Origin of the sequence: Novosphingobium rosa NBRC 15208 (assembly GCF_001598555.1) — a bacterium.
In the GTDB taxonomy this organism is placed as follows: domain Bacteria; phylum Pseudomonadota; class Alphaproteobacteria; order Sphingomonadales; family Sphingomonadaceae; genus Novosphingobium; species Novosphingobium rosa.
Map to the genome: position 1 here is coordinate 1 of NZ_BCZE01000095.1, position 24,024 is coordinate 24,024.

Consider the following 24,024-nt stretch of genomic DNA (forward strand, 5'->3'; position numbering starts at 1 on the left):
ATCGTCGGGAGACGTTCCGGGAGCGCGAGGGGGTAACCCCCTCGCATTTTCTTTTATGCCTTCTATCCTCGCAAAAGCCGTGCGCCCCTGCCACAGCAACCAGACACGGGGCATACGTCCTTTGCCGCCATTGCCGCCTTAGGCGCCACTTGGTAGCAGGGCACATTGATACATCCATAGACGCCCGAAAATCGAAGGGCGCACGCGGGGAACCATGGCAAAACGGCTGACCTATTTCATTCTGATTGCCCTGGTGGCCGGTATTGTGGTGGGCTACGGCCTGCATCAGGCGTTCGATCCCAAGGACCCGGCGCTGGCGACGATTGCCGATATCCTCAAGCTGCTGCCCGATGTGTTCCTGCGCCTGATCAAGATGATCATCGCGCCGCTCATCATGGCGACCATCGTCACGGGCATCGCGGGCATGGGCGATTCGACCGCGCTGGGCCGCATCGGCGGCAAGGCGCTGGTGTGGTTCGTCAGCTCCAGCCTGGTGTCGTTGCTGCTGGGCATGGTGCTGGTCAATGCCTTTCAGCCGGGCGCTGGTCTGGCGCTGAGCCCGGCCACGGGCCTCGGCGATCTGGCCACCAGCCAGCTCACCTTCCGCCACTTCGTCATCGAGATCTTCCCCACCAGCGCGCTGGACGCCATGGCGCAGAACAATGTGCTGCAGCTGCTGGTCTTCTCGGTCTTCGCCGGCGTTGGGCTTTCGGCCATCGGCGAGAAGGGCCGCATCATCGTCGATTTCGCCGATGCGGTGGTGACGCTGATGCTGCAGATCACCGGTTATGTCATGTCGGTCTCGCCGCTGGCGGTGTTCGGCGCCATGGCCGCGATTGTCGGCGTGAAGGGGCTGGGCATCCTGGCCACCTATGGCGTGCTGGTCACCGAGTTCTACGGCGGCCTGATCCTGCTCTGCCTGCTGACGCTGGGCGCGGGCGCGCTGTTCCTGGGCAAGCGCGCCTTCACCCTGTTCCGCTACATCCGCGAGCCGGTGCTGATCTCCTTCTCGACCGCATCCTCGGAAGCCAGCCTGCCCAAGATGTTCGAGCAGCTCGACCGCTTCGGTGTGCCGCGCCGCGTCTCGGGCTTCGTGCTGCCGCTGGGCTATGCCTTCAACCTCACCGGTTCGATGATGTATGCCAGCTTCGCCTCGATCTTTATCGCGCAGGCTTACGGCATCCACCTGCCGATCAGCACGCAGCTGCTGATGCTGCTGACGCTGATGGTGTCGTCCAAGGGCATCGCGGGCGTGCCGCGCGCCTCGCTGGTGGTGATCGCCGCGACGCTGAACCAGTTCCACCTGCCGGTCGAGGGCATCGCCCTGCTGCTGGCGGTGGACACGTTCCTCGATATGGGCCGCAGCGCGACTTCGGTGCTGGGCAATGCGGTGGCGACGGCCATCGTGACCAAGACCGAAGGCATGCTTCAGCCGCTGATGGACCCGGAGGCGGAGCACCCTGCCGCTCCGCATGATACGGTGGAGCATGGGCTGCATGGGTTGAATGTGGATCCCAATCAGTAAGGCAGGGTGAAAGCAGGGGGCCATCGCCCCCTGCACCCCCGTTACGTCTTCCGGCGATGGGGCAGCGGTTCCGCATCGGAGCGCCTAGTCTCTCCACCTGCACAACAGAAAGGCGCCGCAGGCAGGAATGCCCCGGCGCCTTTTCTCGTTCAAAAGCCTGCGGCGCGGCGACGTTGCTCTATGGCCGAACGCGATGCGCTACGCTGACAATTAAAGGGAGCGCGAGCGTTATGACCCTCGCACCTTCACTTCTTCTTCTGCAAAACCTTATCCTTGAACGCGCAGAGATCGACCTGCGAACACCGCCAGCACTCCGGCGTCCGCGCCTTGCAGACGTAGCGCCCATGCAGGATCAGCCAGTGATGCGCGCCGACACGAAACGGCCCGGGCACATACTTTTCCAGCTGCTTCTCGACGGCTTCGGGCGTCTTGCCCTTGGCCAGCCCCGTGCGGTTGCCCACGCGGAAGATATGCGTGTCGACCGCGAAGGTCTCCATCCCGAAGGCGCAGTTCAGCACCACATTGGCCGTCTTGCGCCCCACGCCGGGCAGCTCCACCAGAGCATCGCGGTCGGCGGGGACTTCGCCGTCGTGCTTGTCGACCAGAATTTGCGCCATGGCCATCACATTGGCGGCCTTGGTGTTGAACAGGCCGATGGTCTTGATGTGATCCTTCAGCCCGTCGAGCCCCAGATCGAGCATGTCCTGCGGGGTCTTGACGATCTCGAACAGGGCGCGGGTGGCCTTGTTGACGCCCACATCCGTCGCCTGCGCCGAAAGCGTGACGGCCACCAGAAGCTGATAGGTGTTGCCGAATTCCAGCTCGGTCTGCGGGTCGGGGTTGACCTCGGCAAGGCGGCGGAAGAATTCGAAGATGTCGGCTTTTTTCATGGTCTGGTGTGGGTTTCTAGAAGGGAAAAGAGAAATGCGAGGGTCATAACCCTCGCGCTCCCTTTAATGTCTGCGTGGTATGCTGACTATGCCGAAGTGCGCGGCACGATGGCGCCGCAGGCATGAAAATTGACAAGGCGGCGTGGGGTCCAAGGCTGATCTGCCTGCGGCGCTCTGGGTTGCGCAGGTGGATAGCCGGGGCGCTTCATTTCGGCGCCACTGCCCGAGCGTCGGAAGACGTCATGGGAGCGCGAGGGGGTAACCCCCTCGCATCTACCCTTCTTAAAGCCCCAGCACTTCCTTCATCCCATACCGCCCCGGCTTCTGCCCGATCAGCCACAGCGCGCCCTTCAAGGCCCCCTTCGCGAAAATCCCGCGGTTCTCCGCCAGATGGGAGAAGGCCAGCCGCTCATTGTCGGCCAGGAAATGCACCGTGTGGTCGCCCGCCACGCTGCCCCCGCGCAGGGCGGCGAAACCGATGGTCCCCGCCTCGCGCTTGCCGGTGATGCCATCGCGCCCGCGCACGGCGTGGTCTTCGAGGCGAATCTGGCGGCCGCGCGCGGCGGCGTCGCCCAGCAGCAGTGCCGTGCCGGAGGGGGCGTCCACCTTCATGCGGTGGTGGGTTTCGACGATCTCGATATCCCAGTCCTCGCCCAGGCGGCGGGCGGCTTCCTCCACCAGATAGGCCAGCATGTTGACGCCCAGCGAAGTGTTGCCGGTCTGCAGCACGGCGATCTTTTCAGCGGCCTGATCGATCAGCCAGTGGTGGCGCTCTTCAAGGCCGGTGGTGCCGATCAGGATGGGCTTGCCCGCTGCGACGGCAGCGTCGAGGCTGGCCTCCAGCGCAGCGGGGGAGGAGAAGTCGATCAGCACATCGGCGGCGGCGGCCAGCGCGTCCACATCACCGTCGCGGTCGATAGCGCCCGCCACGGTGTGGGCATCGGCGTGGCCGATCTGGATCGCCTCGGCGATGGCTTTGCCCATGCGGCCTTCGCTGCCGATGATGCCGATGTTTGCCATGGGATGCTCCTTCTCGAAAATACGGCATGCGTCATGGCCCGCGTGGGCGTGGTTGGCAAGGCGGCGTGGCTGAGGCACACCGGGGGCATGAGCAGCATCCGCAACATCGTCATCCTCACCGGCGCGGGCATCAGCGCCGAGAGCGGCATTCGCACCTTCCGCGCCAGCGACGGCCTGTGGGAGGACCACCGCATCGAGGATGTCGCCACGCCGGAGGGCTTTGCCGCCAATCCCGATCTGGTTCACCGCTTTTACGATGCGCGGCGGGCGGGGGCTTTGGCGGCTCGGCCCAATGCGGCGCATCTGGCTTTGGCGCGGCTGGAAAAGGCGTGGCAGGGCGGCTTCCTGCTGGTTACCCAGAATGTCGACGACCTGCATGAGCGGGCGGGCAGTGAAGCGCTGATCCATATGCATGGGGCCTTGAACAGCGCATGGTGCGGCGCCTGCGATGCGCGGCATCGGTGGGTGGAAACCTTGATCGAACGCCCAGCCTGTCCATCCTGCGGCAAGCCATCGCTGCGCCCGGACATCGTGTGGTTCGGCGAGATGCCCTATCGCATGGAGGACATCTACGAGGCCCTGAACGATTGCGACCTGTTCGTCTCGATCGGCACTTCGGGCGCGGTCTATCCGGCGGCGGGGTTTGTGCGCGCGGCGCGGGAGGTTGGCGCGCAGTGTCTGGAGCTTAATCTGGAGCGTTCGGCGGGCTCGGCATGGTTTCACGAGACGCGGCTGGGCAGCGCGGGGGAAGTCGTGCCGGAGTGGGTGGAAGAGGTTCTGCGATAGACGTGTGCTTTAACGGCGCCGCAAGGAAGCATGCTTATCGAGGCGCTTCCATGCTGCTAAGAGTGCGATGCCGTGACAGATATTGCAAATATGGTCCGCGCTTTCAGGACCGTGATTATGGGCGTTGTTCTTGCCTTTGCGCTTTTCGGCATCCTCTATATCAAATTCGATCTTTGGTGGAATTATCGCAAAATTCCGGTCACCGTCACCGGGTTTGAAAAATTTTGCAACGTTTCCAGCTCCGTGTCGCCGATGAAGGAGAGGGTGGAACATTCCCAATTCGCGGGGGCCCAAAATGCATCTTGCAGTGGGCTGGGAGCCTTGGGGCTGGAGGAAACGTCCTTCCATATGACGGGGCGCAACATCGACCTTGTGGTCCATCCCGTCTGGCACGCCTCCATCGCTTATATTTCACCGCTGGATCGCCAGCTGCATCAAACCACGGTCTGGCTGGGGGCGAGGGAGGCCAAGGACATCCGTGTGGGCAGCGTCGTCACGCTGACCATCAGCCGAAAAGCGCCGGAGCATTTCATCAGCGCCTGAACCGTCACGTGTTTTACCCGGAACACCCCTTGCACGCCGGGTCTTTCACCAGACTGATCGGCCGCAGCGCGGGGGCCAGCCCGTCCAGCAGCATCAGTTTGCCCCATTGCGGATCGCCCAGACCTGTCCCGTCGAAGCTTGCGCCTGCCTGTGCCATCACGATGCGGATGGCATGCATCGCCGCGAAGGTGCCGACCATGCCGACGAAGGCGCCTAAAACCCCATCCGCCGCGCAGGTGTCGCAATCCTGAGCATCGAAGGCATCGCCGACGTAGCAGCGATAGCAGGGCTGCCCCGGCAGATGCCCGGCAAAATTGGCGATCTGCCCCTGAAAGCGCCCGACCGCCGCGCTGGTCAGCGCCGTGCCCAGCGCCACGCAGGCGTCCGACACGGCAAGGCGGGTGGCGAAATTGTCGCAGCCGTCCAGCACCAAGGTTGGCTGGCCGATCAGCGTGGCGGCGTTCTCGGCGGTGATGCGCGCCTGATGCACCGTCACGGACAGAGCCGGGTCGAAACGCTTCACCCAGTCCGCCGCCGCCTGCGCCTTGGACTTGCCCAGATCGGCGGTTGAAAAGATCGTCTGGCGTTGCAGGTTGCTGTCCTCGACCACATCGTCGTCGATCAGGGTGAACCGGCCGATGCCCGCCGCCGCCAGATATTGCAGCGCGGGCGATCCGATCCCGCCGCAGCCCACCAGCACCACATGGGCCTGCGCCAGCGCCAATTGTCCGGCGCCGCCCACCTCGGGCAGGATGATATGGCGGGCGAAGCGGGAGAGGCGTTCGGGGGGCAGAATCATGACAGGCGATGTAGGCAAACCCTCGCCCTATTGCGAGGGCCTATGCGCAGCGTTAAAGGCTCCCTTCATGACCCAGACCCTCACGATCCGCCGCCCCGACGACTGGCACCTGCACCTGCGCGATGGCGATATGCTCAAGCAGGTGGCGCATTACACCGCCCGCCAGTTCGCCCGCGCCATCGTGATGCCCAACCTCACCCCGCCGGTCAGCACGGTGGAGGCGGCCAATGCCTATCGCCAGCGCATTCTGGACGCGCTGCCCGGAGGCATGGATTTCACCCCGCTGATGGTCTGCTATCTCACCGACAGCATCGATCCGGCGGAGATCGAGCGCGGCTACACCAGCGGCGCCTTCGCCGCCTGCAAGCTGTACCCCGCGCATGCCACCACCAACTCCGCCCATGGCGTGACCGACATCCGCAAGATGACCGGCGTGCTGGAAACGATGCAGCGCATCGGCATGCCCCTGCTGATCCATGGCGAGGTGACCGACCGCCATGTCGACATTTTCGACCGTGAGGCGGTGTTTATCGAAACCATCCTCACCCCGCTGGTGGCGGACTATCCCGATCTCAAGATCGTGCTGGAGCATATCACCACCAGCGAGGCGGTGGATTTCGTGAACGCCGCCGGGCCCAACATCGCGGCCACCATCACGCCGCAGCATATCATCATCAACCGCAACGCCATTTTCGATGGCGGCATCCGCCCGCATGCCTATTGCCTACCCGTCGCCAAGCGCGAGCAGCATCGCCTTGCCGTGCGCGCGGCGGCGGTTTCGGGCTCGCCCAAGTTCTTTCTGGGGACCGACAGCGCCCCCCATGCCATCGGTCGCAAGGAAAATTCCTGCGGCTGCGCGGGGATTTTCAACGCGCCCTATGCGCTGGAAAGCTATGCCCAGGTCTTCGAGGATGAGGGTGTGCTGGACCGTCTGGAGGGCTTCACCTCGCTGCACGGTCCCCGCTTCTATGGCCTGCCGCTCAACGAGGGCACGGTGACCCTGGAGCGCGTCGACACGCCGGTGCCCGAGGTGCTGGGTGAGGGCGCGCTGGCGCTGGTGCCCTTCCACGCGGGTGAGACCCTGCGCTGGCGGCTCGCCGAAAAGGCCTGATTTTTCGTCGCATTTTACAAAATATAAGCCGGAACATTCCCCACCCCCAAGCGTAACATCTTGCGCTGGCCTGCGATTGCGGCGATCGCGGGCGTTCAAGGGGTATGGGGGGCAATCGTCTTGTTTCACGGGTTTCGAGGGGGTGGTCGCAGAGCGCCCGTCGAACAATCCGCCTTGGTGACGGCCAGCCTGATCGTGCTGGCCACCTGCCTTGCCACCCCTGTTCAGGCCCGCAAAGCCGCGCCGCAGAGCCCGCCTGCCGCGCAAGCCCCCGCGCCGGCCGATGCCGCCCAGAGCGGCGCTGCCCAGTCCAACCCCATTCCCACCACGCCGATCCTGCCCGACAAGGATTTCGACGCCGCCCTGCCGCCGATCAGCGACAATCCCGATGCCCCCATGGGCACCGTGCAGGATTGGGCGAAGCAGCAAACGCCTGCCGCCCCCGCGCCCGGCACGCCGCCCAGCGCCACCACGGCGCAGGACGGCACGCTGGCGCCGCTGCCCGCGCCCGATCCTGATCTGGCCAAGCCGCTCACCCCGCTCGACAGCTTCAACACCAAGCCGCTCGTCACCGCCGCCGATGTGAAGGACAAGGCCGAGGCCGAATTGCGCTATGACTGGAAGGTGACCGGGATCGACAAGATTGCGGATCGCAACCGCGTCTCGCCCATCGATGGCGGCGCCATTCGCGATCAGTTCTCCGCCGTCTCGGCGCTGAAGGAGGGCAAGGGCAAGGCCGCCAATGGCGCGATGATCTCGGCCCGGATGCAGCAGGACCAGAAGACGCTGGCCGATGTCATGTCCTCGCAGGGCTATTTCGATGCCAGCGTGCACGGCAGCGTCGAAACGCCGCAAATGGCCAAGGACCCGAAGGACGCCAAGGCCGATCAGGAGCCGGGCAGGATCACCGTCACGCTCGATGTGGCGCCGGGGCCGCGCTATGTGCTGGGGGCGATCAAGTTCGACACGCCGCCGGTCACGCCGTCCGATCTCATCACCCGATCCTTTGTGCCGAAAAGCGGCGAACCCATCGTGGCCGACCGTATTCTCTCGGCGGAAGCCAGCCTTGGCGTGGTGCTGCCGGAGAATGGCTATCCTTTCGCCAAGGTCGGCCAGCGCGACATTCTGCTCGATGCCGCCGCCCATACCGGCGATTACACGCTGCCGATCACGCCGGGGCCGCGCAGCCGCTTCGGCGACATTCAGGTCGAGGGCAAGAAGCGCGTCTTCAAGCCCAAGCATGTCGCCACCATCGCTCGCTTCAAGAAGGGCGAACTGTATGACAGCCGCAAGGTCGACGATCTGCGCAAGGCGCTGGTGGCCACCAACCTCTATTCGGTGGTGACGGTCGAGCCGCAGCAGACCGGCACGCCGGCTGGAGACGGCACCGAATATGCCAATCTGCTGGTCAATGAAACCGCCGGGCCGCCGCGCTCGCTCTCCGCTCAGGTCGGCTATGCCACGGGCGAGGGCATGAAGGCGACCGGCAGCTGGACCCATGCCAACCTCTTCCCGCCCGAGGGCGCGCTGATCGAAAGCGCCACGCTGGGCACCAATGAGCAGGGGATTTCCAGCACCTTCCGCCGCTCCAACGCGGGCAAGCGGGATCGCACCTTCGAGCTGGGGATTGGCGCCGACCATTCCAACCTCAACGCTTACGAGGCCTATACCGGCAAGCTCTATGGCCGCATGTCCTATGCCAGCACGCCCTTGTGGCAGAAGCGCTGGACCTACAGCTACGGCTTCGAGGTGGTGGGCACCAACGAGCAGGATTATGATTTCACGGCTGCCGATTACCGCCGCCGCACCTTCTACATCCTCGCCCTGCCGGGGCAGGTGACCTATGACCGGTCGAACTCGCTGCTCGATCCCACCAAGGGCTACAAGCTGTCGGTGACGCTCTCGCCGGAAACCTCGCTGGGCACGGGCGGGCAATTCTATGCCCGCGATTCCTTCGAGGCGACGGGCTATTGGCCGATCGGCAAGAGCCTGGTGCTGGCCGGGCGCGCCAAGATCGCCAGCATTCAGGGCGTGTCGCGCACGGCGCTGGCGCCCTCGCGGCGGCTCTATTCGGGCGGCGGCGGATCGGTGCGCGGCTTCGGCTATCAGGAGCTGGGGCCCAAAGATCCCAACGGCAACCCCATCGGCGGCCTCAGCCAGATCGAGACGGGCACGGAAATCCGTTACCGTTTCGGCAATTACGGGCTGGTGGCCTTTGTCGATGGCGGTCAGGTCTACACCAGCACCTTGCCCTCCTTCACCAACTTCCGGCTGGGCGCGGGCATCGGCGCGCGGCTTTACACCAATTTCGGGCCTTTGCGCTTCGACATCGCCACGCCGATCCATCGTGAGGTGGGGGAATCGCGCGTGGCGGTCTATGTCTCGATCGGGCAGGCGTTCTGATGGCCGAGGATATGCAGATCGACGGAGCCGAGCCTGTCCGCCCCCGCGCCTCATGGGGCAAGCGCATCGCCATCGGCCTGTTGGGTCTGGTGGTGGTGCTGGCCTTGCTGGTGGGCGGCGTGCTGCTGTGGCTGGGCACCGACAGCGGGCGCGCTTTCGTGGCCAAGCAGGTTTCTGCGCTGAAGTTCGAGAACGGGATGACGATCCATGTCGGGCGGATCGAGGGATCGATCTTCAACCGCATGCAGCTGGTCGATCTGACCATCGGCGATCCCAAGGGCGTGTTCCTCAGCGCGCCCAATGTCTCGGTCGATTACCAGCCTTTTGAATACCTCCACAAGCATCTGGCCATCCATGATCTGACGATCCCGCAGGCGTTCCTCACCCGCACCCCGGCCTTCAAGCCGACGCCGCCCAGCAATGCGCCGCTGCTGCCCGATCTGAACATCGATATGGACCGCGTGCAGCTTGGCCGTCTGGAGATCGACAAGGCGGTCAGCGGCCAGCGCCATATCCTCGGTTTCAACGGCGCGGTGCATATCGCCGACCGCCGCCTGCAGCTCACCGCCGATGCCAGCGCCATCGCCGCGCCGGGCGTCGCCGGGGGGGACAGCATCCATGCCGTGATTGACGCCATGCCGCAGAACAACCGGCTGGCGATGGACATTCGCGTGCAGGCGCCGGTGCACGGGCTTGTGGATTCGCTCAGCGGCCTTGGCAAGCCGGTCAGTCTGACGCTGGCGGGCAAGGGCGACTGGAACGCCTGGGACGGCCATCTGGCCCAGACCATCGGCAGTGACACGCTGGCCGATGTCTCGATCAAGGCGCGCAAGGGCACCTTCGATGTGCATGGGCCGCTGCATCCCGCCATCCTGCTGACCGGCCCTGCCGCCGCGCTGTTCCAGCCGCAGACGCAGCTGGATGTCACCGCCGCCTTCGACCAGCGCAAGATGGATCTGCATGCCAGGGTGGGCAACACCAACTTTGGCGCTCAGGCCGATGGCGCGATGGATATGGGCAACAACACCCTGTCCGACATGAAGCTGGGCTTCCAGCTGATGCAGCCCAAGGTGATCGCCACCAATCTGGCCGGTGACCGGATCGCCGCCCATGCCGTGGTCAATGGCGCCTTCGTGGCGCCCAGCCTGAGCTACGGTCTGGATGCGGGCTGGATCGGCTTTGGCGCGACGCGGATCGACGGCCTGTCGGTCTCGGGCAGCGCCAAGCTGGACAAGGACCAGTGGCGCATTCCGGTCAATGGCCATGCCGCCGCGATCACGGGCGTCAGCGCCAGCGTGGCGCCGCTGCTCACCAATGTGCGCTTCAGCGGTGACTTTGCCTATGCCAAGGGCCGTTTGCTCTCGGACAACATCCATCTGCAATCGAGCAGGATCGACGCCAAGGCCGTCATCATCGCCGATATGAACAAGGCGCTCTACACCGGCACGCTCAATGGCCGCGTCAACGACTACAAGGTCGAGAGCGTGGGGATTTTCAACCTGCAGTCGGACATTGGCCTCAAGACCGGCGCCAATGGCTATTTCAAGCTGGGCGGCCATGTCGCGGCCCGCTCGACCCGGTTGCTCAACGACGGGTTGCAGAATTTCCTGGGCGGCAATGCGCTGATCCAGGCCGATGTCGGCTATGACAGCAATGGCGTGGCCACCATCGATAAGCTGAACGTCGCGGCGCCCGAATTCCGTCTGGTCGGCGGCCATGGCCGCTATGACGAGAAGGGCCGCATCGCTTTCGCCGCCAATGCCTCCTCGGACCAATATGGCCCCATCGGTGTCACCGCCAGCGGCACCGTGGCCAGCCCCGTGCTCCATCTTGTGGCTGCCAAGCCCGGTGTGGGCATGGGGCTGGCCGATCTGGTGGCCGATGTGCGGGGGCAGAACGGCACCTATCTGGTGACCGCCAAGGCCAACAGCGATTACGGCGCCATCGCCGCCAATGTCGCGGTGGCCACGGGCAAGCAATTGGCCATCGACCTGCGCCCCGGCACGGCGTTTTCGGGAATCGGCTTTACCGGCCATATCGTGCAGGCGCCCGCCGGGCCCTTCGCGGGCACGGTGCAGGCCAGTGGCTCGGGCGTGGCGGGGCATATCGATCTGTCGGCGCAAGGCGGCAAGCAGCGGGCCGTGGTGGCGCTGGCGGCGGCCAACACCAGCCTGCCGGGCAAGGCCGGGCTGACGGTGGAGCGCGCCCTCGTCAACGCCGATGTGCTGATGACCGATCAGCCGCAGATCAATGGCGATGTGCAGCTTTCGGGCACGCGGATGGGCGACCTCTATATCGCCGTGGCGCGCGCCAATGTGAACTATCACGCCGGGGCAGGGCAGGCGAAACTGCTGGTGGAGGGGCGCAGCAAGTATCCCTTCCATCTGGCCGCCAATGCCGCTCTGGCGCCGCAGCTGTGGCGGATCGCGCTCAACGGCAAGGTCAATGGCGTGGACATCGCCAGCCGTTCGCCGCTGCAGATCGTGCCGGAGAAGGGCACCTATACGTTGCGCCCCGCCACGCTGCAGGTCAGCAATGGCACGCTCCAGCTTGAGGGCCATTATGGCAATGGCATGGCGCTCCGCAGCCGGTTGAACGGTGTCGATCTGGCGCTGGTCAATGCCTTCTCGCCGGGGCTGGGCGTAGGGGGCAAGGCCTCGGGCAGTCTGGATTACACGCAGGCGACTTCGACCGCTTTCCCGCAGGCCGATGTGCGCATGCGGATCACCGGCTTCACCCGCACCACGCTGGCGACCGTCTCCGAAGCGGTGGACATCACCATGGGCGGCCAACTGGCTGACAGCGGTGGCCATATGCAGGCGCTGCTGCGCCGGGGCGGCACGTCTGTGGGCCAGTTCCAGCTCAACCTCGCGCCGCTGCCCGCCGACTCCGGCAGCTGGTCGACGCGCCTGATGGCGGCGCCTCTCTCCGGCGGCATCCGCTACAACGGGCCCGCCGATGTGCTGGCCTCGCTGGCGGCGCTTTCCGATCAGAGCCTGAAGGGCCCGATCGGCATTGCCGCAGACTTCGGCGGCACGGTGAAGGCGCCGCAGTTGAACGGCCTCGTGCGCGCCAACAATCTGACCTATGAGAACTCGTCCTACGGCACCAAGCTGACGAACATCGCGCTGAGCGGCCGTTTCGCCAATGACCGGCTGCAGGTCGAAAGCCTGACCGCCAAGGCGCGCAACGGCACGATCAGCGCCAGCGGCTTCGTCTCGCTCAGCGCGGCGGAAGGCTATCCGATCCAGCTGGGCATCGACATGAAGGATGCGCAGCTGGCCAGTGGCCAGGATCTGGCGGCGCGCGCCAGCGGCAACATCAAGATCGTCAACGGCCCGAACCAGCCCGCCACCATCAGCGGCATGGTGATCCTGCCCGAAACGCATTACCGCATCGTGCGCGAGGGTTCGGCCAATGTGCCCACGCTGACCGGCGTGCGCCGCAAGCCCGTCAATGGCCCGGCGCGCATCACCGGCGCGCCCGAGCCGATCAGCAGCGTGCCCTCCAACTGGAAGCTCGATCTGCAGGTGCGGGCCGACAACCAGATCTATGTCACCGGCATGGGGCTCGATTCCGAATGGGAGGCCGATATGCACGTCGGCGGCACCAGCGGCGCGCCGCAGATCAACGGCACGATCAAGGTGGTGCGCGGCACGCTGTCCTTCGCGGGTCATTCCTTCGATCTCGACAGCGACAGCATGATCACCTTCAGCGGCGGCGACATGACCGACCCCACGCTCAAGATCACCGCCACCAGCACGATCTCGGATGTGGACATGACGATCAACGTCACCGGCACCGCCACCAACCCGACCATCGCCTTCAGCTCTACCCCCAGCCTGCCTCAGGACGAACTGATGGCCCGCGTGCTGTTCGGTGGGCCGGTGGGCAGCCTTTCGGCGCTGCAGGCGGTGCAGCTGGCCTCCTCGCTCAACACGCTGCGCGGTGGCAAGGGCGGGCTCAACCCGCTGGGCACGCTGCAATCGGCGACGGGCATCAGCCGGTTGCGCGTGTTGGGCGCCGATTCCACCACGGGCCGCGAAACCGCCGTGGCGGCGGGCAAATACATCACCAACAACATCTACATCGAGGTCATCACCGACACGCGCGGCTACACCGCCACCTCGCTGGAAGTGGCGCTGACCAAGGCGCTGTCGGTTATCAGCCAGGCCGGGGCTTTTGGGGGAACGGGTGTAACGGGGCGTTACAGGAAGCGTTACTGATGGGTGTGAAGATTACTCTGGGCGCCATGGCGCTGCTGCTGCCGCTGGCTGCGTGCCACAAGGAAAAGAGCTTCGACGAGCGCTATCAACAGCAGTCGGAGGATGCGCAGCAGGCGGCCAGCAAGATGGAAAAGGATCTGCATGACCGCCTGCGCGCCGCCGAGGTGGCGGGCAATGGCGCCACGGTGCAGCAGCAGGCCCACAGCGATCAGAGCGGGCAGTAAACTGGTTTAAGCGAAGGGGTTTTTGACCGAGGGCAGGGGCTTGTCGGGCCCCGGTCCGGGCGCATCGCCCCTTGCGATGGCCTCGGCCAGATCGGCCTTGGCTTGCGTCAGCAGCGCGATCAGATGGTCGAGCCGTTCCGCAGAGGGTTGGTCGGCCAGCAAGGTCAGCTTGCCGTAGAGCGCCAGCTGGCTCTCATCGCTTTCCAGCGTGAGGTCGCCCAGCGTGATCGCCTGCGCCTCACCAAAGGCCTTGAAACCTTCCATCAGTCGATCTCCAGCCCGGAGCATCGTGCGAAAAAGTGGGAACCGGTTTTTCGCAGGAACGATGCGACAACAATAAACAAGACTGTATTGCGCGATTTAAAAATCGCGCAATACAGTCTGACTCTGGCTGGGGGTGTCCAGCCGGGGGAAGGGCGTGATGCCGGTGCGCCGGGTAAACTCCGCCAGCGAGACCTGATCGATGCGCCCGCCATCATTGTTGGGCGCCACAAACACCAGCGCGCCGCGCCCCGGCACCAGCACCGCTTTCCAGAAGCTGCTGGGCACCATCACGCGGCCATCGGGGGTGGTGTTGATCGTCTCGCCCAGAAACAGCACGCCGGTCACCACCCAGATATCGCCCCTGCTCTGCACATAATCGCGCAAACGGCTTTCCAGATCCGACCACGGCCCCCGGTTCAATTGCGAGTTCTGCGGCGCGATGTTGGCCAGCGAAAAGCTCTGCCGCTGTTCCTCGTGCCCCGGCATATCGCCCGAGGGCGAGAGATGCCCCCGGTCCAGCCCGGAGCGGCGATAATCGGCCAGCTCCCCGCGCATCTCGGCATCGAGCGAGGGTTCGGGGTAGAAGGCGCTGGCGCGCTCGGTGGCGCGGGCCTGCGCGATGCGCGCGGGCGTCAGATGCTCGGCGGACCACATGGGCGTGCGGCTGACCGGCGAACTGGCCGAGGCGTAACCCTGATAACACACGCTCACCAGACCCTGCGCCAGCTTGCCGGGCAGATCGGGCCGGGCGCCCTGATAGAGATTGTCCCCACAGGCCGCGTCCGAGGCCGCCACGGGGCCATGGTCCGGCGCGGGCGTCACCACAGAAGGGCTGGGCGCGGGGGCGCTCTGGGGCGGCGGGGCGGGGTGCGTATAGAACCAGACCACCAAAGCGATCAGGATCAGCAAAAGCAGCAGGGGCAACCAGCCGGGGCGGCGGAGCATGGAACGTCCTGTGTTGCGCGCCGTTGTCCTCAACGGAGCCGTGGAAAGCTGCAGCCATAACCGTTTGAAAAGCGACTGGCCATGGCGCCTCCACGCCTTGTGCCCGGCCTTCAACAGGCTCACAACGGGGCTGTTTTGGGGAAAGGTTTGCCGATGTCGAAACTGCTGCGTCGCGCGCTGCTGGCCGCGCCTGTTCTGCTGGGTGCGGGTTTCGCGCTGACGGGCGCTTCGGCCCAACCTTCACACGCTTGCCCTGGCGACAATGGCGGGCTGAGCCTGCCCCCCGGTTTCTGCGCCACCGTCTTTGCCGACAATCTGGGCCATACCAGGCACCTGACCGTGGCGGGCGATGGCACGGTCTATGTCAACACATGGTCGGGCCGCTATTTCCGCAACGCGCCCAAAGCGCCCGAAGGCGCCTTTCTGTTGGGTCTGAAAGACACCCATGGCCCCAATGACAAGGGTAGGGGTGTGGCCGATACGGTGGTCCGCTTCGGCACGCCGGAAGCGCAGGGCGCTCAAGGGGGCACCGGCATTTCCCTGTGGCATGGCTATCTCTTCGCCGAAGAGCATGACACGATCATCCGCTATCCGCTCAAGCCCGGCTCCATCGCCCCCTCCGGCCCCGCCGTGACCGTGTTGAAGGGTATGCCTCTCACCGGCGATCACCCGATGCACCCCTTTGTGGTGGACGGCAACGGGCAGATTCTGGTGAACTCGGGCTCGGCCAGCAACACCTGCGAAAGCCCCAACCGCCAGCCCGGCGCGAAAGGCGCGAACCCCTGTGTCGAGGCCGAGACGCGCGGCGGCATCTGGGCCTATCGTGGCGACAGGGAGGGGCAGGTCTTCTCCCCCGCCGAGCGTTGGGCCAAGGGCATCCGCAACACCGGCGGTCTGGCCTTCGACGCTACGGGGCGGCTGTTCGCCGTGCAGCATGGGCGCGACCAGCTCTCGCAGAACTGGCCCAAGCTCTACACCACCGAGCAGGGCGTGGAGCGCCCCGCCGAAATCCTCTTCTCGCCGTTCAAGGGCGCCGATTACGGCTGGCCGACCTGCTATTTCGACGGATTCCAGAACCGCCATGTGCTAGCCCCCGAATATGGCGGCGATGGCGGCAAGACGCAGGGCCTCTGCGCCAGCAAGACCCCGCCGCTGGTCGCCTTCCCCGCGCATTGGGCCCCCAATGACGTGACGATCTACACCGGCCATGCCTTCCCGGCGGCCTACAGCGGCGGGGCCTTTGTGGCCTTCCATGGATCATGGAACCGCGCGCCCGCGCCTCAGGACGGCTATCTGGTGGCCTTTCAGCCGCTGAGGGACGGCAAGCCCAGCGGCAAGTGGATCCGCTTTGCCGACGGTTTCGCCGGGCCTTACAAGGAGCCGGGGCGCGCGCTGCATCGCCCGGCGGGTCTGGCCGTGGGGCCCGATGGCGCGCTCTATGTGGCCGACGATGTGCGTGGGCGGATCTGGCGGATCACCTATCATGGCGCCGCCAATGCCGCGCTGACCGCCGCGCCCAAATCTGAAGTCGGCCAGCCGGCGGAGGCCGCCGCCGCGCCCACCGCTCTGCCGCCGGGGATCAGCGCGCAGCAGGTGGCGCTGGGCCGCGCGATCTATCTGGGGCAGGCCAAGGGGGGCACCTGCCTTGGCTGCCATGGCTCGGACGGGAAGGGCAGTTCGGCGGGCGCCTCGCTGGTGGGGCCGGACTATCTGTGGAGCGACGGTTCGGTCGATGGTCTGGCCAAGACCATCACGCAGGGCGTGTCCAAGCCCAGGAAGACCAGCGATGCCATGCCCGCGCTGGGCGGCGCGGCGTTGACGCCAGCCGATGTGAAGGCGGTGGCGGCTTACGTCTGGACTCTGGGCCACGGGAAGCCCTGACCGGTTACTCTTCGTCGCGCGCGGTCCAGTCCTGGATGTCGGGGTCTTGCCCGATCAGGGCCAGGCCGTGGGCGATGGAGGTCAGCTCCTCACCGCTTTCGATGCGGCCTTCGCCAAAGCGCTCCACGAACAGCGCGCGCACCGCCGGGATCAGCGATGAGCCGCCGGTGAGGAAGACATGGTCGATCTCGTCGGCGTTCAGCCCGGAACGTTCCAGCGCCATATCCACGGTTTCGCCGATGCGTTGCAGGTCGGGGGCGATCCAGTCCTCGAAATCGGTGCGGCGCACCGGGGCCTCGATGGAGAGGTCGGGGCTTTCGAAGCGGAACACCGCTTCCTCCTGCGCGGAGAGCGTGCGCTTCAGCCCGCCAACGGCCTCATACAGCGGATAGCCCAGTTCCTTGTCCACCACCGCGATCATGCGGGCGATGGCGGCGGGGTCGGTGGCGCTGCGCTGCAGGCGGGCCAGTTCCTCCAGCTTGCGGCGGGTGCGCATCAGCGCCAGGCGCGACCAGTCGCCGAAATCGGCGAAATGGCCCTCGGGAATGTCCAGCACCTTGTCGAAGGAGCGATAGGTGCCGCCCTTGCCCAGCAGCGGCAGCACGAGCTTGTCCATGATGCGATAGTCGAAACGGTCGCCCGCGATGCCGATGCCCGCGCTGCCCAAGGGGGTGCAGCGCTTGGCGGCGCCGGGGGCCTCGACGCGGACGATCGAAAAGTCGCTGGTGCCGCCGCCGAAATCGGCCACCAGCAGCGTGGCGGCCTTGTTGAGGCGCGAGGCGAAGCCATAGGCGGCGCCCAGTGGCTCGTAGACGTAATGGACCTCGCGCCCCAGCATGGAGAACATCGCGTCATAGCGCTTGCGGGCCAGCGCCTCATCGGGCCGGTTGCCGACATAGCGCACCGGGCGGCCCACGATCACCTTTTCAGGCAGGCTTTTCAGCGCCGTGCCGCCGCGCGCCAGCAGATGGCGCAGGAAGATCTGGCCCAGCTCCTCGAAGGGCAGGCGCTTTTCGAAGAGGTTGGCATGTTCGAAGCTGGGGCTGGCCACCACCGATTTGAAGCTCTGCAGAAAGCGGCTGCCCTGCGGAAAATCGAGGAATTCGGCGATGGCCCAGGGGCCTGCCTCATGCGCCAGCGCGCGCTCGTCCTGCCAGAAGCACAGGGCCGAGCGGAACACCGATTGCGTGCCTTCGGGCCCGGCCAGCGGCACCAGTTGGGCCTGCGTGGTATCTTGCGCCAGAGCCACCACCGAATTGGTGGTGCCGAAATCGATCCCCATCGCAAGGGGAGATGCAGCCATGGGAAAAGCGTCCTGTACGCGCAAGGGAAGAGGGGCGGGCAGACCTATGGCAGGCGGCTTGCTGCGGTGCAACCATCCCGGCAGCCACCTGCCTGCCTGTTAAGGCCTATACCCTGATAATATCACATCTTTAACGGGATGATGGGGCGCCCCATAGCGGTCTTCCCCCCACAGGAGATTCCCAATGCGTGTTTTTGTCACAGGCGCCAGCGGCTGGGTCGGCGCGACAGTCGTGCGCGATCTGCGCGCTCATGGCCATGAGGTGCTGGGCCTTGCCCGCTCCGATCAGGGCGAGATGATGGCCCGCGAGGCTGGCGCGCAGGTGTTGCGCGGCACGCTCGACGATCTGGAGCTTTTGCAGCAGGCCGCGCGCGACAGCGACGCCGTGATCCACACCGCCTTCAACCACGATTTCTCGCGCTTTGCCGAGAATGCGGCTCAGGACAGGCGCGCCATCGAAGCGATCGGCGCGGCGCTGGAAGGATCGGACCGCATGCTGCTGGTCACCAGCGGTTTTGCCGGGCTGGGCGCGCCGGGTCGGCTGGCACAGGAAGAGGATAGCCCTGCCACCGATTTCCCGCGCCATTCCGAAACTGCGGCGCAGGCGCTGGCAGCGCGCGGCGTGCGGGCTGGCGTGGTGCGGCTGGCGCCTTCGGTGCATGGGCTGGGTGACCATGGCTTCGTCCCCAATCTGATCAATCTGGCGCGTTCGACCGGTGTGTCGGCCTGGCTGGGCGAGGGCGACAATCTCTGGGCAGGTGTGCATCGGCTGGATGCGGCGAAGGTCTATCGTCTGGCGCTGGAAAAGGGCCTGCCGCATGCGGTCTATCATGCCGCCGGGGATGAGGGCGTGCCCTTCAGGGCGATTGCGCAGGTGATCGGGCGGCAGCTGGGCATTCCGGCGGAAGCGCGCGGGCCCGAGCATTTCGGCTGGTTCGCCCGCTTCGCCGGGGCCGAGATGGGCGCTTCTGCGGACCGCACCCGTGCGGCGCTGGGCTGGGAACCGACCCAGCCGGGTCTGCTCGCCGACCTTGACCAGCCGGGCTATTATCCGGCGTAAGCAAAAAAGGGCAGGCGGCGATCATGCCGCCTGCCTCTTTTCGATCAACGTTTCGATCAACCCTTGGCCGAAACCGCCATATTGTCGATCAGCCGTGCCTTGCCGATGCGCGCCGCCACCAGCAGGCGGGCGGGGCGTGTGCCCAGCTGCGTCAGCGGCGTCAGGCTGTCGGCGTCGCGCAGTTCGGCGTAATCGACCGAGAGGAAGCCGCCTTCCAGCACCTCGGCCTGAAGCGCGGCCAGGGTTTCGGCCACATCGGCATGCTTCTCGATGGCGGCGATGGCCTTGCGCATCGCGGTCGGCAGGCTGACGGCCTGAGCCCGCTCTTCCGCCGAAAGATAGGCGTTGCGCGAGGAGAGGGCGAGGCCATCTTTCTCCCGCACCGTGGGCACGCCGATGATGTTGTCCACCGAGGGATGGGTCAGATCCAGATCGCGGGCCATGCGGCGGATCACGGCCAGCTGTTGCCAGTCCTTCTCGCCGAAGAGCGCGACATCGGGCTGCACCTGATTGAACAGCTTGTTCACCACCGTGGACACGCCGTCGAAATGGCCGGGGCGGGTGCCGCCGCACAGCCCTTCAGACACGCCCGCCACCGAAATGTTGGTGGCATAGCCCTCCGGGTAGACCTCTTCGGGCGCGGGGGCCCACAGGATCGCCACGCCTTCGTCGGCCAGCAGCGCGGCATCGGCCTCCAGCTGGCGGGGATAGGCGTCCAGATCCTCGCCCGCGCCGAACTGGCGAGGGTTAACGAAGATCGAGACCACCACCTGAGCGCCCAGCGCTTTGGCCTCGCGCACCAGCGTCAGATGGCCCTGATGCAGCGCGCCCATGGTGGGAACCAGCGCGATCCGGCCGTTGGCGCGCATGCCGGCCACCGCCGTGCGCAGCGCCGCTTTATGGTGAATGATCCGCACTCTATCCTGTCCTTGCCTAATGCGTCCCGTGCCTTGCCCACAGTTTTGTGAGGGAATCTTGGCCTTTTCCCTAGCGCCTTGGCGCCGCAACGGGCAATATGGCGTGGATCATCCGCCACAACAACAGGTCAGCTATGGCTTCCCCTCATCGCATCGTCTTTGCCAATGAAAAGGGTGGCACCGGCAAGTCCACCACGGCAGTCCATGTGTCGGTGGCGTTGGCCTATCTGGGGGTGCGCGTCGGCTGCATCGATCTCGATCCGCGCCAGCGCACGCTTCACCGCTATCTGGAAAACCGCGCAGAAACCATGCGCCGCAAGGGCTTCACCCTGCCCACCGCCAAGTTCGAGGTGTTCAAGGGCACCACGGTGGAGGAGCTGGACGCGCTGGCCGAGCAGGTGGCGCAGGATGTCGATTATCTGATCTTCGACACGCCGGGGCGCGACGATGAATTCGCCCGCCATATCGCCACCACGGCGGACACGCTGATCACCCCGCTGAACGACAGCTTCGTCGATTTCGACCTGATCGGCCAGGTGGACCCGGAGACCTTCAAGGTCCGCCGCCTGTCCTTCTATGCCGAGCTGATCTGGGAAACCCGCAAGAAGCGCGCCCAGGCCACCATCGCGCAGAACAAGCGCGAAATGGACTGGGTGGTGGTGCGCAACCGTACCGGCCATATCGAGGCGCGCAACATGCGCCGCATCAATGAGGCTTTGCAGGAGCTTTCGAAGCGCGTGGGCTTCCGCATCGCCTCGGGCCTGTCGGAGCGCGTGATCTACCGCGAACTGTTCCCCGCCGGGCTGACCCTGCTCGACAAGGACTATCTGGGCGATCTGGGCACCAGCCATCTGGTCGCGCGTCAGGAGCTGCGCGGGCTGATCGCGGGGCTGGCCCTGCCCGCGCCGCCGCGTCGTCAGGCGCCGGAGCAGGCTTCTGCTGCCCCTGTGGCCCAGCCTCAGCAGGCCTCCCAGCCCGCTTATGCGCCCGCGCCGGTGCAGCAGGCCCCACAAGCACAGCCCTCTCAAGGCCATGACCCCTATAATTCGGCTCCCCAACAGCCGTCCTCTGATGGACAGGGACCGGTGACGGGTGGAGCGGCGCGCTGGTCCTACACGGCCTGACCTGAGGGTAAGCAGGCGGAGCCGGGCGGATGATGAAGCTGATTTCACTGGCCTTCGTGCTGGTGCTGCTGTGCAAGATGGTGCTGGGTCGCTACCCTTGGGAAATCTGGCGCATCGTGCAGATCGACAAGGTTGGCCGTGACAGTTCCGAAAAGCGTGAGCAGCGCGCGCTGCGTCAGGCCCGCAATCTGCTGGGCATCCATGCCTATGCCACCCGCAGCGAGATCATCGAGGCCCATAAGCGCCTGCTCACCAAAGTCCACCCCGACCGGGGCGGCAATGAAGCACTGGTGCATGAGGCCAATGCGGCCCGCGACACGCTGCTGGAAGCGCTGGTGCTGCGCGACAGGCGCTTTGGGTGAGTGAGGCGTTGGGGACAGGTGCGCGCAAGGGCCTCGATCCGTCGATCCTGCGTGAGTATGATATTCGCGGCGTGGTGGGCCCCAGGCTGAATGAGGGTGATGCCCGCGCCATCGGCCTTGGTTTTGCGGCCCTGCTGCGGGAAAAGACCGGGCCGGAAAAGCCCCGTATCGTGGTGGGCCGTGATGGCCGCCTGTCCTCCCCCACGCTGGAGCAGGCGCTGGTCGCGGGGTTGAGCGCGGGTGGCGTCGATGTGGTCCGCATCGGTCTGTCCTCCACGCCGATGCTTTATTACGCCGAGGCGGCGTTACGTTCGGGAGAGTTCGGGCGTCCGGGTGAACTGCCCTCAACCCAGCCAGTGCAGGGCGGCATTCAGGTAACTGGCAGCCACAATCCCAAAGATCACAATGGCTTCAAGATTGTACTTGGTGGCCTCCCCTTCTTCGGGGAAGACCTCCAGCGGCTCAATGGCGTCATCATCGCTTTGCCCGAAACGCCAGAGGGCGCAATCAACCCCGGGGCCATCGCAGAGATCGACATCCTCCCGGCTTATATCGACCGGCTGCTGCGCGATCTCTCCGGGCTGGATCAGGCCGAGCTCGGCCGCCTGCGCATCGGCTGGGATGCCGGCAACGGCGCCGCCGGCCCAGCCATCGAGGCGCTGACCGCCCGCCTGCCGGGCGAGCATCACCTGCTGTTCACGCAAGTTGACGGCCATTTCCCCCACCATCATCCCGATCCCACGGTTGAAACCAATCTGGCCGATTTGCGGGATCTTGTCCTGTCGAAACGGCTCGATTTCGGAGTGGCCTTCGATGGCGATGCCGACCGCGTCGGGCTGATCGACGGGCAGGGGCGCGTGGTCTGGGGCGACCGAATTCTGGCTATTCTGGCGCAGGATCTGCTCAAGCGACTGCCCGGAGCCGAAATTCTGGCTGACGTCAAATCGTCGCAGGCGTTGTTCGATCATGTTGCGGCCTGTGGCGGGCGTCCTTCGCTGTGGAAGACCGGGCACAGCCATATCAAGTCCAGAATGAAGGCAACCGCCGCCCCGCTGGCGGGCGAGATGACCGGGCATATCTTCTTCGCTGAAGACTGGTACGGATTCGACGATGGCCTGCTGGCCGCGCTGCGGCTGATGGCGGCGAGTCTGCGGCTGGGGCAGTCGATCGCCGATCTGGCCTCGGCCCTGCCGCAAACCGCCGCGACGCCCGAATTGCGGATCACCGTGGCGGGGGAGGCGCGCCCGCTCGATCTGGTCGCGACGGTGCGACAGGCGGTGGAGGCCGAGGGGCTGGTTATGAACCCCATCGACGGCATCCGCGTTACCTCTGATGACGGCTGGTGGCTGCTGCGCGCCTCGAACACCGAGGCCAAGCTGTCGGCACGGGCGGAAGGACGCGATGCGATGGCTTTGAAGCGGGTGATGACCGATCTGGAGGCGAGGCTGGCTGCTGTCGGCGTGTCGCTGGGGTGAACCTGTCCCCTCCCGGCCTGTCGCCCGATCTGCCCGAAGCGCTGGAGGCATGGTTTGCCGGGCGCGGCTGGCAGGTGCGCCGCCATCAGCTGGAGATGCTGGCGGCGGCGCAAAGCGGCGCTCACGCCCTGCTGATGGCAGATACCGGATCGGGCAAGACGCTCGCCGGCTTTCTGCCTACGCTGGCCGATGCCGTGGAAGGCCGGATCGGGGAGGGTCTGCACACCATCTATGTCTCGCCGCTCAAAGCTCTGGCGCAGGATGTGCGGCGCGGCCTGATGATGCCGGTGGCGGATCTGGGCCTTGATCTGCGCATCGAGACCCGCAGCGGCGACACCTCTTCGGAACGCAAGGCGAGGCAACGCAGCAATCCGCCCCATGTTCTGCTGACCACGCCGGAATCGCTGGCGCTGCTCATCAGCTATCCCGAAAGCGCCGCGCTGTTCTCCACGGTGAAGCGCGTGGTGGTCGATGAGATTCACGCCTTCGCTCAGGGCAAGCGCGGCGATCTGCTGGCGCTGACTTTGGCGCGCATCCAGTCTCTGTCGCCGCAGATGCGCCGCGTGGGCCTCTCGGCCACGCTGGCCGATCCGGAAGCCTATCGCGGCTGGCTGGCCCCCGGCGGCAGGCGCGCGGATGTGGCGCTGGTGCTGGGCGATCCCGGCGCCCCCGCTCAGGTCGAGGTGATGCTGCCCGAGGGCGCGCGCATCCCCTGGAGCGGCCATGCCGCCGCCTGGGCCGTGCCGCAGATCATGGCGGCGATCCGCGCGCATCGCACCACGCTGATCTTCACCAACACGCGCTTTCTGGCCGAATACATCTTCCAGCTCCTCTGGGATGTGAATGAGGAGAATCTGCCGATCGGCATCCACCATGGCTCGCTGGGGCGCGAGGCCCGCGCCAAGGTGGAGGAGGCCATGGCGCAGGGACGGCTGCGCGGGCTGGTGTGCACGGCCAGCCTCGATCTGGGGGTGGATTGGGGCGATGTCGATCTGGTGATCCAGATGGGCGCGCCCAAGGGGTCTTCGCGTTTGCTGCAGCGCGTCGGCCGCGCCAACCACCGGCTGGATGAGCCGAGCCGCGCCCTGCTGGTGCCTGGCAACCGTTTCGAATTTCTGGAAGCCATGGCCGCGCGCGATGCCGTCGCGGCGGGTGAGCGCGATGGC

General features: G+C 65.8%; 19 protein-coding genes and 1 pseudogene. 13 read left to right on the forward strand and 7 right to left on the reverse strand.

All coding sequences use genetic code 11. The features are described from left to right. Positions 1-214 precede the first annotated feature (214 nt). Complete coding sequence (locus SR3_RS26575; protein ID WP_068093127.1) at positions 215-1,525, forward strand: dicarboxylate/amino acid:cation symporter; 1,311 nt, start codon at positions 215-217, stop codon at positions 1,523-1,525. A 245-nt stretch (positions 1,526-1,770) separates the two neighbouring features. Here SR3_RS26575 and nth read toward each other — a convergent pair whose 3' ends face one another. Together nth and dapB are read right to left on the reverse strand one after the other, a co-directional pair. Continuing rightward, the gene (nth, locus tag SR3_RS26580) at positions 1,771-2,415 is read right to left on the reverse strand and encodes an endonuclease III (RefSeq protein WP_068093130.1); all 645 of its coding nucleotides are present in this window, start codon (positions 2,413-2,415) and stop codon (positions 1,771-1,773) included. Between the two features lie 282 nt (positions 2,416-2,697). Further along, positions 2,698-3,435, reverse strand: coding sequence for a 4-hydroxy-tetrahydrodipicolinate reductase (gene dapB / locus SR3_RS26585; RefSeq protein ID WP_068093132.1), 738 nt, complete (start codon positions 3,433-3,435; stop codon positions 2,698-2,700). An 87-nt stretch (positions 3,436-3,522) separates the two neighbouring features. Here dapB and SR3_RS26590 point away from each other — a divergent pair, with 87 nt between their 5' ends. Further along, on the forward strand, positions 3,523-4,221 hold the full coding sequence (locus SR3_RS26590; protein WP_068093165.1) for an NAD-dependent deacylase: 699 nt from the start codon (positions 3,523-3,525) through the stop codon (positions 4,219-4,221). Positions 4,222-4,293: 72 nt separating this feature from the next. Continuing rightward, positions 4,294-4,764, forward strand: a complete 471-nt coding sequence (locus SR3_RS26595; RefSeq protein WP_157099134.1) for a hypothetical protein — start codon at positions 4,294-4,296, stop codon at positions 4,762-4,764. Between the two features lie 13 nt (positions 4,765-4,777). Here SR3_RS26595 and SR3_RS26600 read toward each other — a convergent pair whose 3' ends face one another. Beyond that, positions 4,778-5,563 (reverse strand): HesA/MoeB/ThiF family protein, encoded by a 786-nt coding sequence (locus tag SR3_RS26600; RefSeq protein WP_174549201.1) that lies wholly within the window; start codon positions 5,561-5,563, stop codon positions 4,778-4,780. A gap of 67 nt (positions 5,564-5,630) precedes the next feature. Between SR3_RS26600 and pyrC the strand changes: the two genes are divergently transcribed. From pyrC to SR3_RS26620, 4 genes are all read left to right on the forward strand, one after another. Continuing rightward, a complete protein-coding gene (gene pyrC, locus SR3_RS26605; RefSeq protein ID WP_068093136.1) occupies positions 5,631-6,674 on the forward strand; it encodes a dihydroorotase in 1,044 nt (347 codons plus the stop codon). Positions 6,675-6,851: 177 nt separating this feature from the next. After that, entirely contained in the window at positions 6,852-9,077 is a 2,226-nt protein-coding gene (locus tag SR3_RS26610; RefSeq protein ID WP_245654115.1) for an autotransporter assembly complex protein TamA, read from the forward strand. After that, positions 9,077-13,303, forward strand: coding sequence for a translocation/assembly module TamB domain-containing protein (locus tag SR3_RS26615; RefSeq protein WP_068093138.1), 4,227 nt, complete (start codon positions 9,077-9,079; stop codon positions 13,301-13,303). The genes SR3_RS26610 and SR3_RS26615 overlap by 1 nt, the downstream gene beginning before the upstream one ends. Then, complete coding sequence (locus SR3_RS26620) at positions 13,303-13,527, forward strand: hypothetical protein (protein ID WP_068093141.1); 225 nt, start codon at positions 13,303-13,305, stop codon at positions 13,525-13,527. Before SR3_RS26615 ends, SR3_RS26620 begins: the two co-directional genes overlap by 1 nt. Before the next feature lie 6 nt (positions 13,528-13,533). Here the strand turns inward: SR3_RS26620 and SR3_RS26625 are convergent, their stop codons facing one another. Both SR3_RS26625 and SR3_RS26630 read right to left on the reverse strand, forming a co-directional pair. After that, on the reverse strand, positions 13,534-13,791 hold the full coding sequence (locus tag SR3_RS26625; RefSeq protein WP_068093144.1) for a hypothetical protein: 258 nt from the start codon (positions 13,789-13,791) through the stop codon (positions 13,534-13,536). A 96-nt stretch (positions 13,792-13,887) separates the two neighbouring features. Continuing rightward, positions 13,888-14,736, reverse strand: coding sequence for a DNA/RNA non-specific endonuclease (locus SR3_RS26630; RefSeq protein ID WP_068093145.1), 849 nt, complete (start codon positions 14,734-14,736; stop codon positions 13,888-13,890). Between the two features lie 153 nt (positions 14,737-14,889). On the opposite strand from SR3_RS26630, the gene SR3_RS26635 reads away from it, so the two are divergent. Next, the gene (locus SR3_RS26635) at positions 14,890-16,617 is read left to right on the forward strand and encodes a c-type cytochrome (RefSeq protein WP_068093148.1); all 1,728 of its coding nucleotides are present in this window, start codon (positions 14,890-14,892) and stop codon (positions 16,615-16,617) included. Positions 16,618-16,621: 4 nt separating this feature from the next. On the opposite strand, the gene SR3_RS26640 is transcribed toward SR3_RS26635, so the two are convergent. Next, a complete protein-coding gene (locus SR3_RS26640) occupies positions 16,622-17,920 on the reverse strand; it encodes an Hsp70 family protein (RefSeq protein WP_068093150.1) in 1,299 nt (432 codons plus the stop codon). Positions 17,921-18,104: 184 nt separating this feature from the next. On the opposite strand from SR3_RS26640, the gene SR3_RS26645 reads away from it, so the two are divergent. Then, a complete protein-coding gene (locus SR3_RS26645) occupies positions 18,105-18,980 on the forward strand; it encodes an SDR family oxidoreductase (protein WP_068093154.1) in 876 nt (291 codons plus the stop codon). 56 nt (positions 18,981-19,036) lie between these two features. Here the strand turns inward: SR3_RS26645 and panC are convergent, their stop codons facing one another. Beyond that, on the reverse strand, positions 19,037-19,897 hold the full coding sequence (gene panC, locus SR3_RS26650) for a pantoate--beta-alanine ligase (protein WP_068093157.1): 861 nt from the start codon (positions 19,895-19,897) through the stop codon (positions 19,037-19,039). Between the two features lie 134 nt (positions 19,898-20,031). Between panC and SR3_RS26655 the strand changes: the two are divergent. From SR3_RS26655 to SR3_RS26670, 4 genes and pseudogenes are all read left to right on the forward strand, one after another. After that, a pseudogene (locus tag SR3_RS26655) lies at positions 20,032-20,811 on the forward strand (division plane positioning ATPase MipZ); the annotation flags it as partial. 239 nt (positions 20,812-21,050) lie between these two features. Continuing rightward, entirely contained in the window at positions 21,051-21,383 is a 333-nt protein-coding gene (locus tag SR3_RS26660) for a J domain-containing protein (RefSeq protein ID WP_068093159.1), read from the forward strand. After that, positions 21,380-22,858, forward strand: a complete 1,479-nt coding sequence (gene pgmG, locus SR3_RS26665) for a phosphoglucomutase/phosphomannomutase PgmG (protein WP_068093162.1) — start codon at positions 21,380-21,382, stop codon at positions 22,856-22,858. The genes SR3_RS26660 and pgmG overlap by 4 nt, the downstream gene beginning before the upstream one ends. Then, a partial coding sequence (locus SR3_RS26670; protein ID WP_245654116.1) for a DEAD/DEAH box helicase occupies positions 22,855-24,024 on the forward strand: 1,170 nt, incomplete at its 3' end. The genes pgmG and SR3_RS26670, both read left to right, overlap by 4 nt.

Bases quoted from the DNA above. Each gene is read 5' to 3' on its own strand.
- SR3_RS26575 (WP_068093127.1), top strand. From the start codon at position 215: ATGGCAAAACGGCTGACCTATTTCATTCTGATTGCCCTGGTGGCCGGT.
- nth (WP_068093130.1), bottom strand. From the start codon at position 2,415: ATGAAAAAAGCCGACATCTTCGAATTCTTCCGCCGCCTTGCCGAGGTC.
- dapB (WP_068093132.1), bottom strand. From the start codon at position 3,435: ATGGCAAACATCGGCATCATCGGCAGCGAAGGCCGCATGGGCAAAGCC.
- SR3_RS26590 (WP_068093165.1), top strand. From the start codon at position 3,523: ATGAGCAGCATCCGCAACATCGTCATCCTCACCGGCGCGGGCATCAGC.
- SR3_RS26600 (WP_174549201.1), bottom strand. From the start codon at position 5,563: ATGATTCTGCCCCCCGAACGCCTCTCCCGCTTCGCCCGCCATATCATC.
- pyrC (WP_068093136.1), top strand. From the start codon at position 5,631: ATGACCCAGACCCTCACGATCCGCCGCCCCGACGACTGGCACCTGCAC.
- SR3_RS26615 (WP_068093138.1), top strand. From the start codon at position 9,077: ATGGCCGAGGATATGCAGATCGACGGAGCCGAGCCTGTCCGCCCCCGC.
- SR3_RS26620 (WP_068093141.1), top strand. From the start codon at position 13,303: ATGGGTGTGAAGATTACTCTGGGCGCCATGGCGCTGCTGCTGCCGCTG.
- SR3_RS26625 (WP_068093144.1), bottom strand. From the start codon at position 13,791: ATGGAAGGTTTCAAGGCCTTTGGTGAGGCGCAGGCGATCACGCTGGGC.
- SR3_RS26630 (WP_068093145.1), bottom strand. From the start codon at position 14,736: ATGCTCCGCCGCCCCGGCTGGTTGCCCCTGCTGCTTTTGCTGATCCTG.
- SR3_RS26635 (WP_068093148.1), top strand. From the start codon at position 14,890: ATGTCGAAACTGCTGCGTCGCGCGCTGCTGGCCGCGCCTGTTCTGCTG.
- SR3_RS26640 (WP_068093150.1), bottom strand. From the start codon at position 17,920: ATGGCTGCATCTCCCCTTGCGATGGGGATCGATTTCGGCACCACCAAT.
- SR3_RS26645 (WP_068093154.1), top strand. From the start codon at position 18,105: ATGCGTGTTTTTGTCACAGGCGCCAGCGGCTGGGTCGGCGCGACAGTC.
- SR3_RS26660 (WP_068093159.1), top strand. From the start codon at position 21,051: ATGATGAAGCTGATTTCACTGGCCTTCGTGCTGGTGCTGCTGTGCAAG.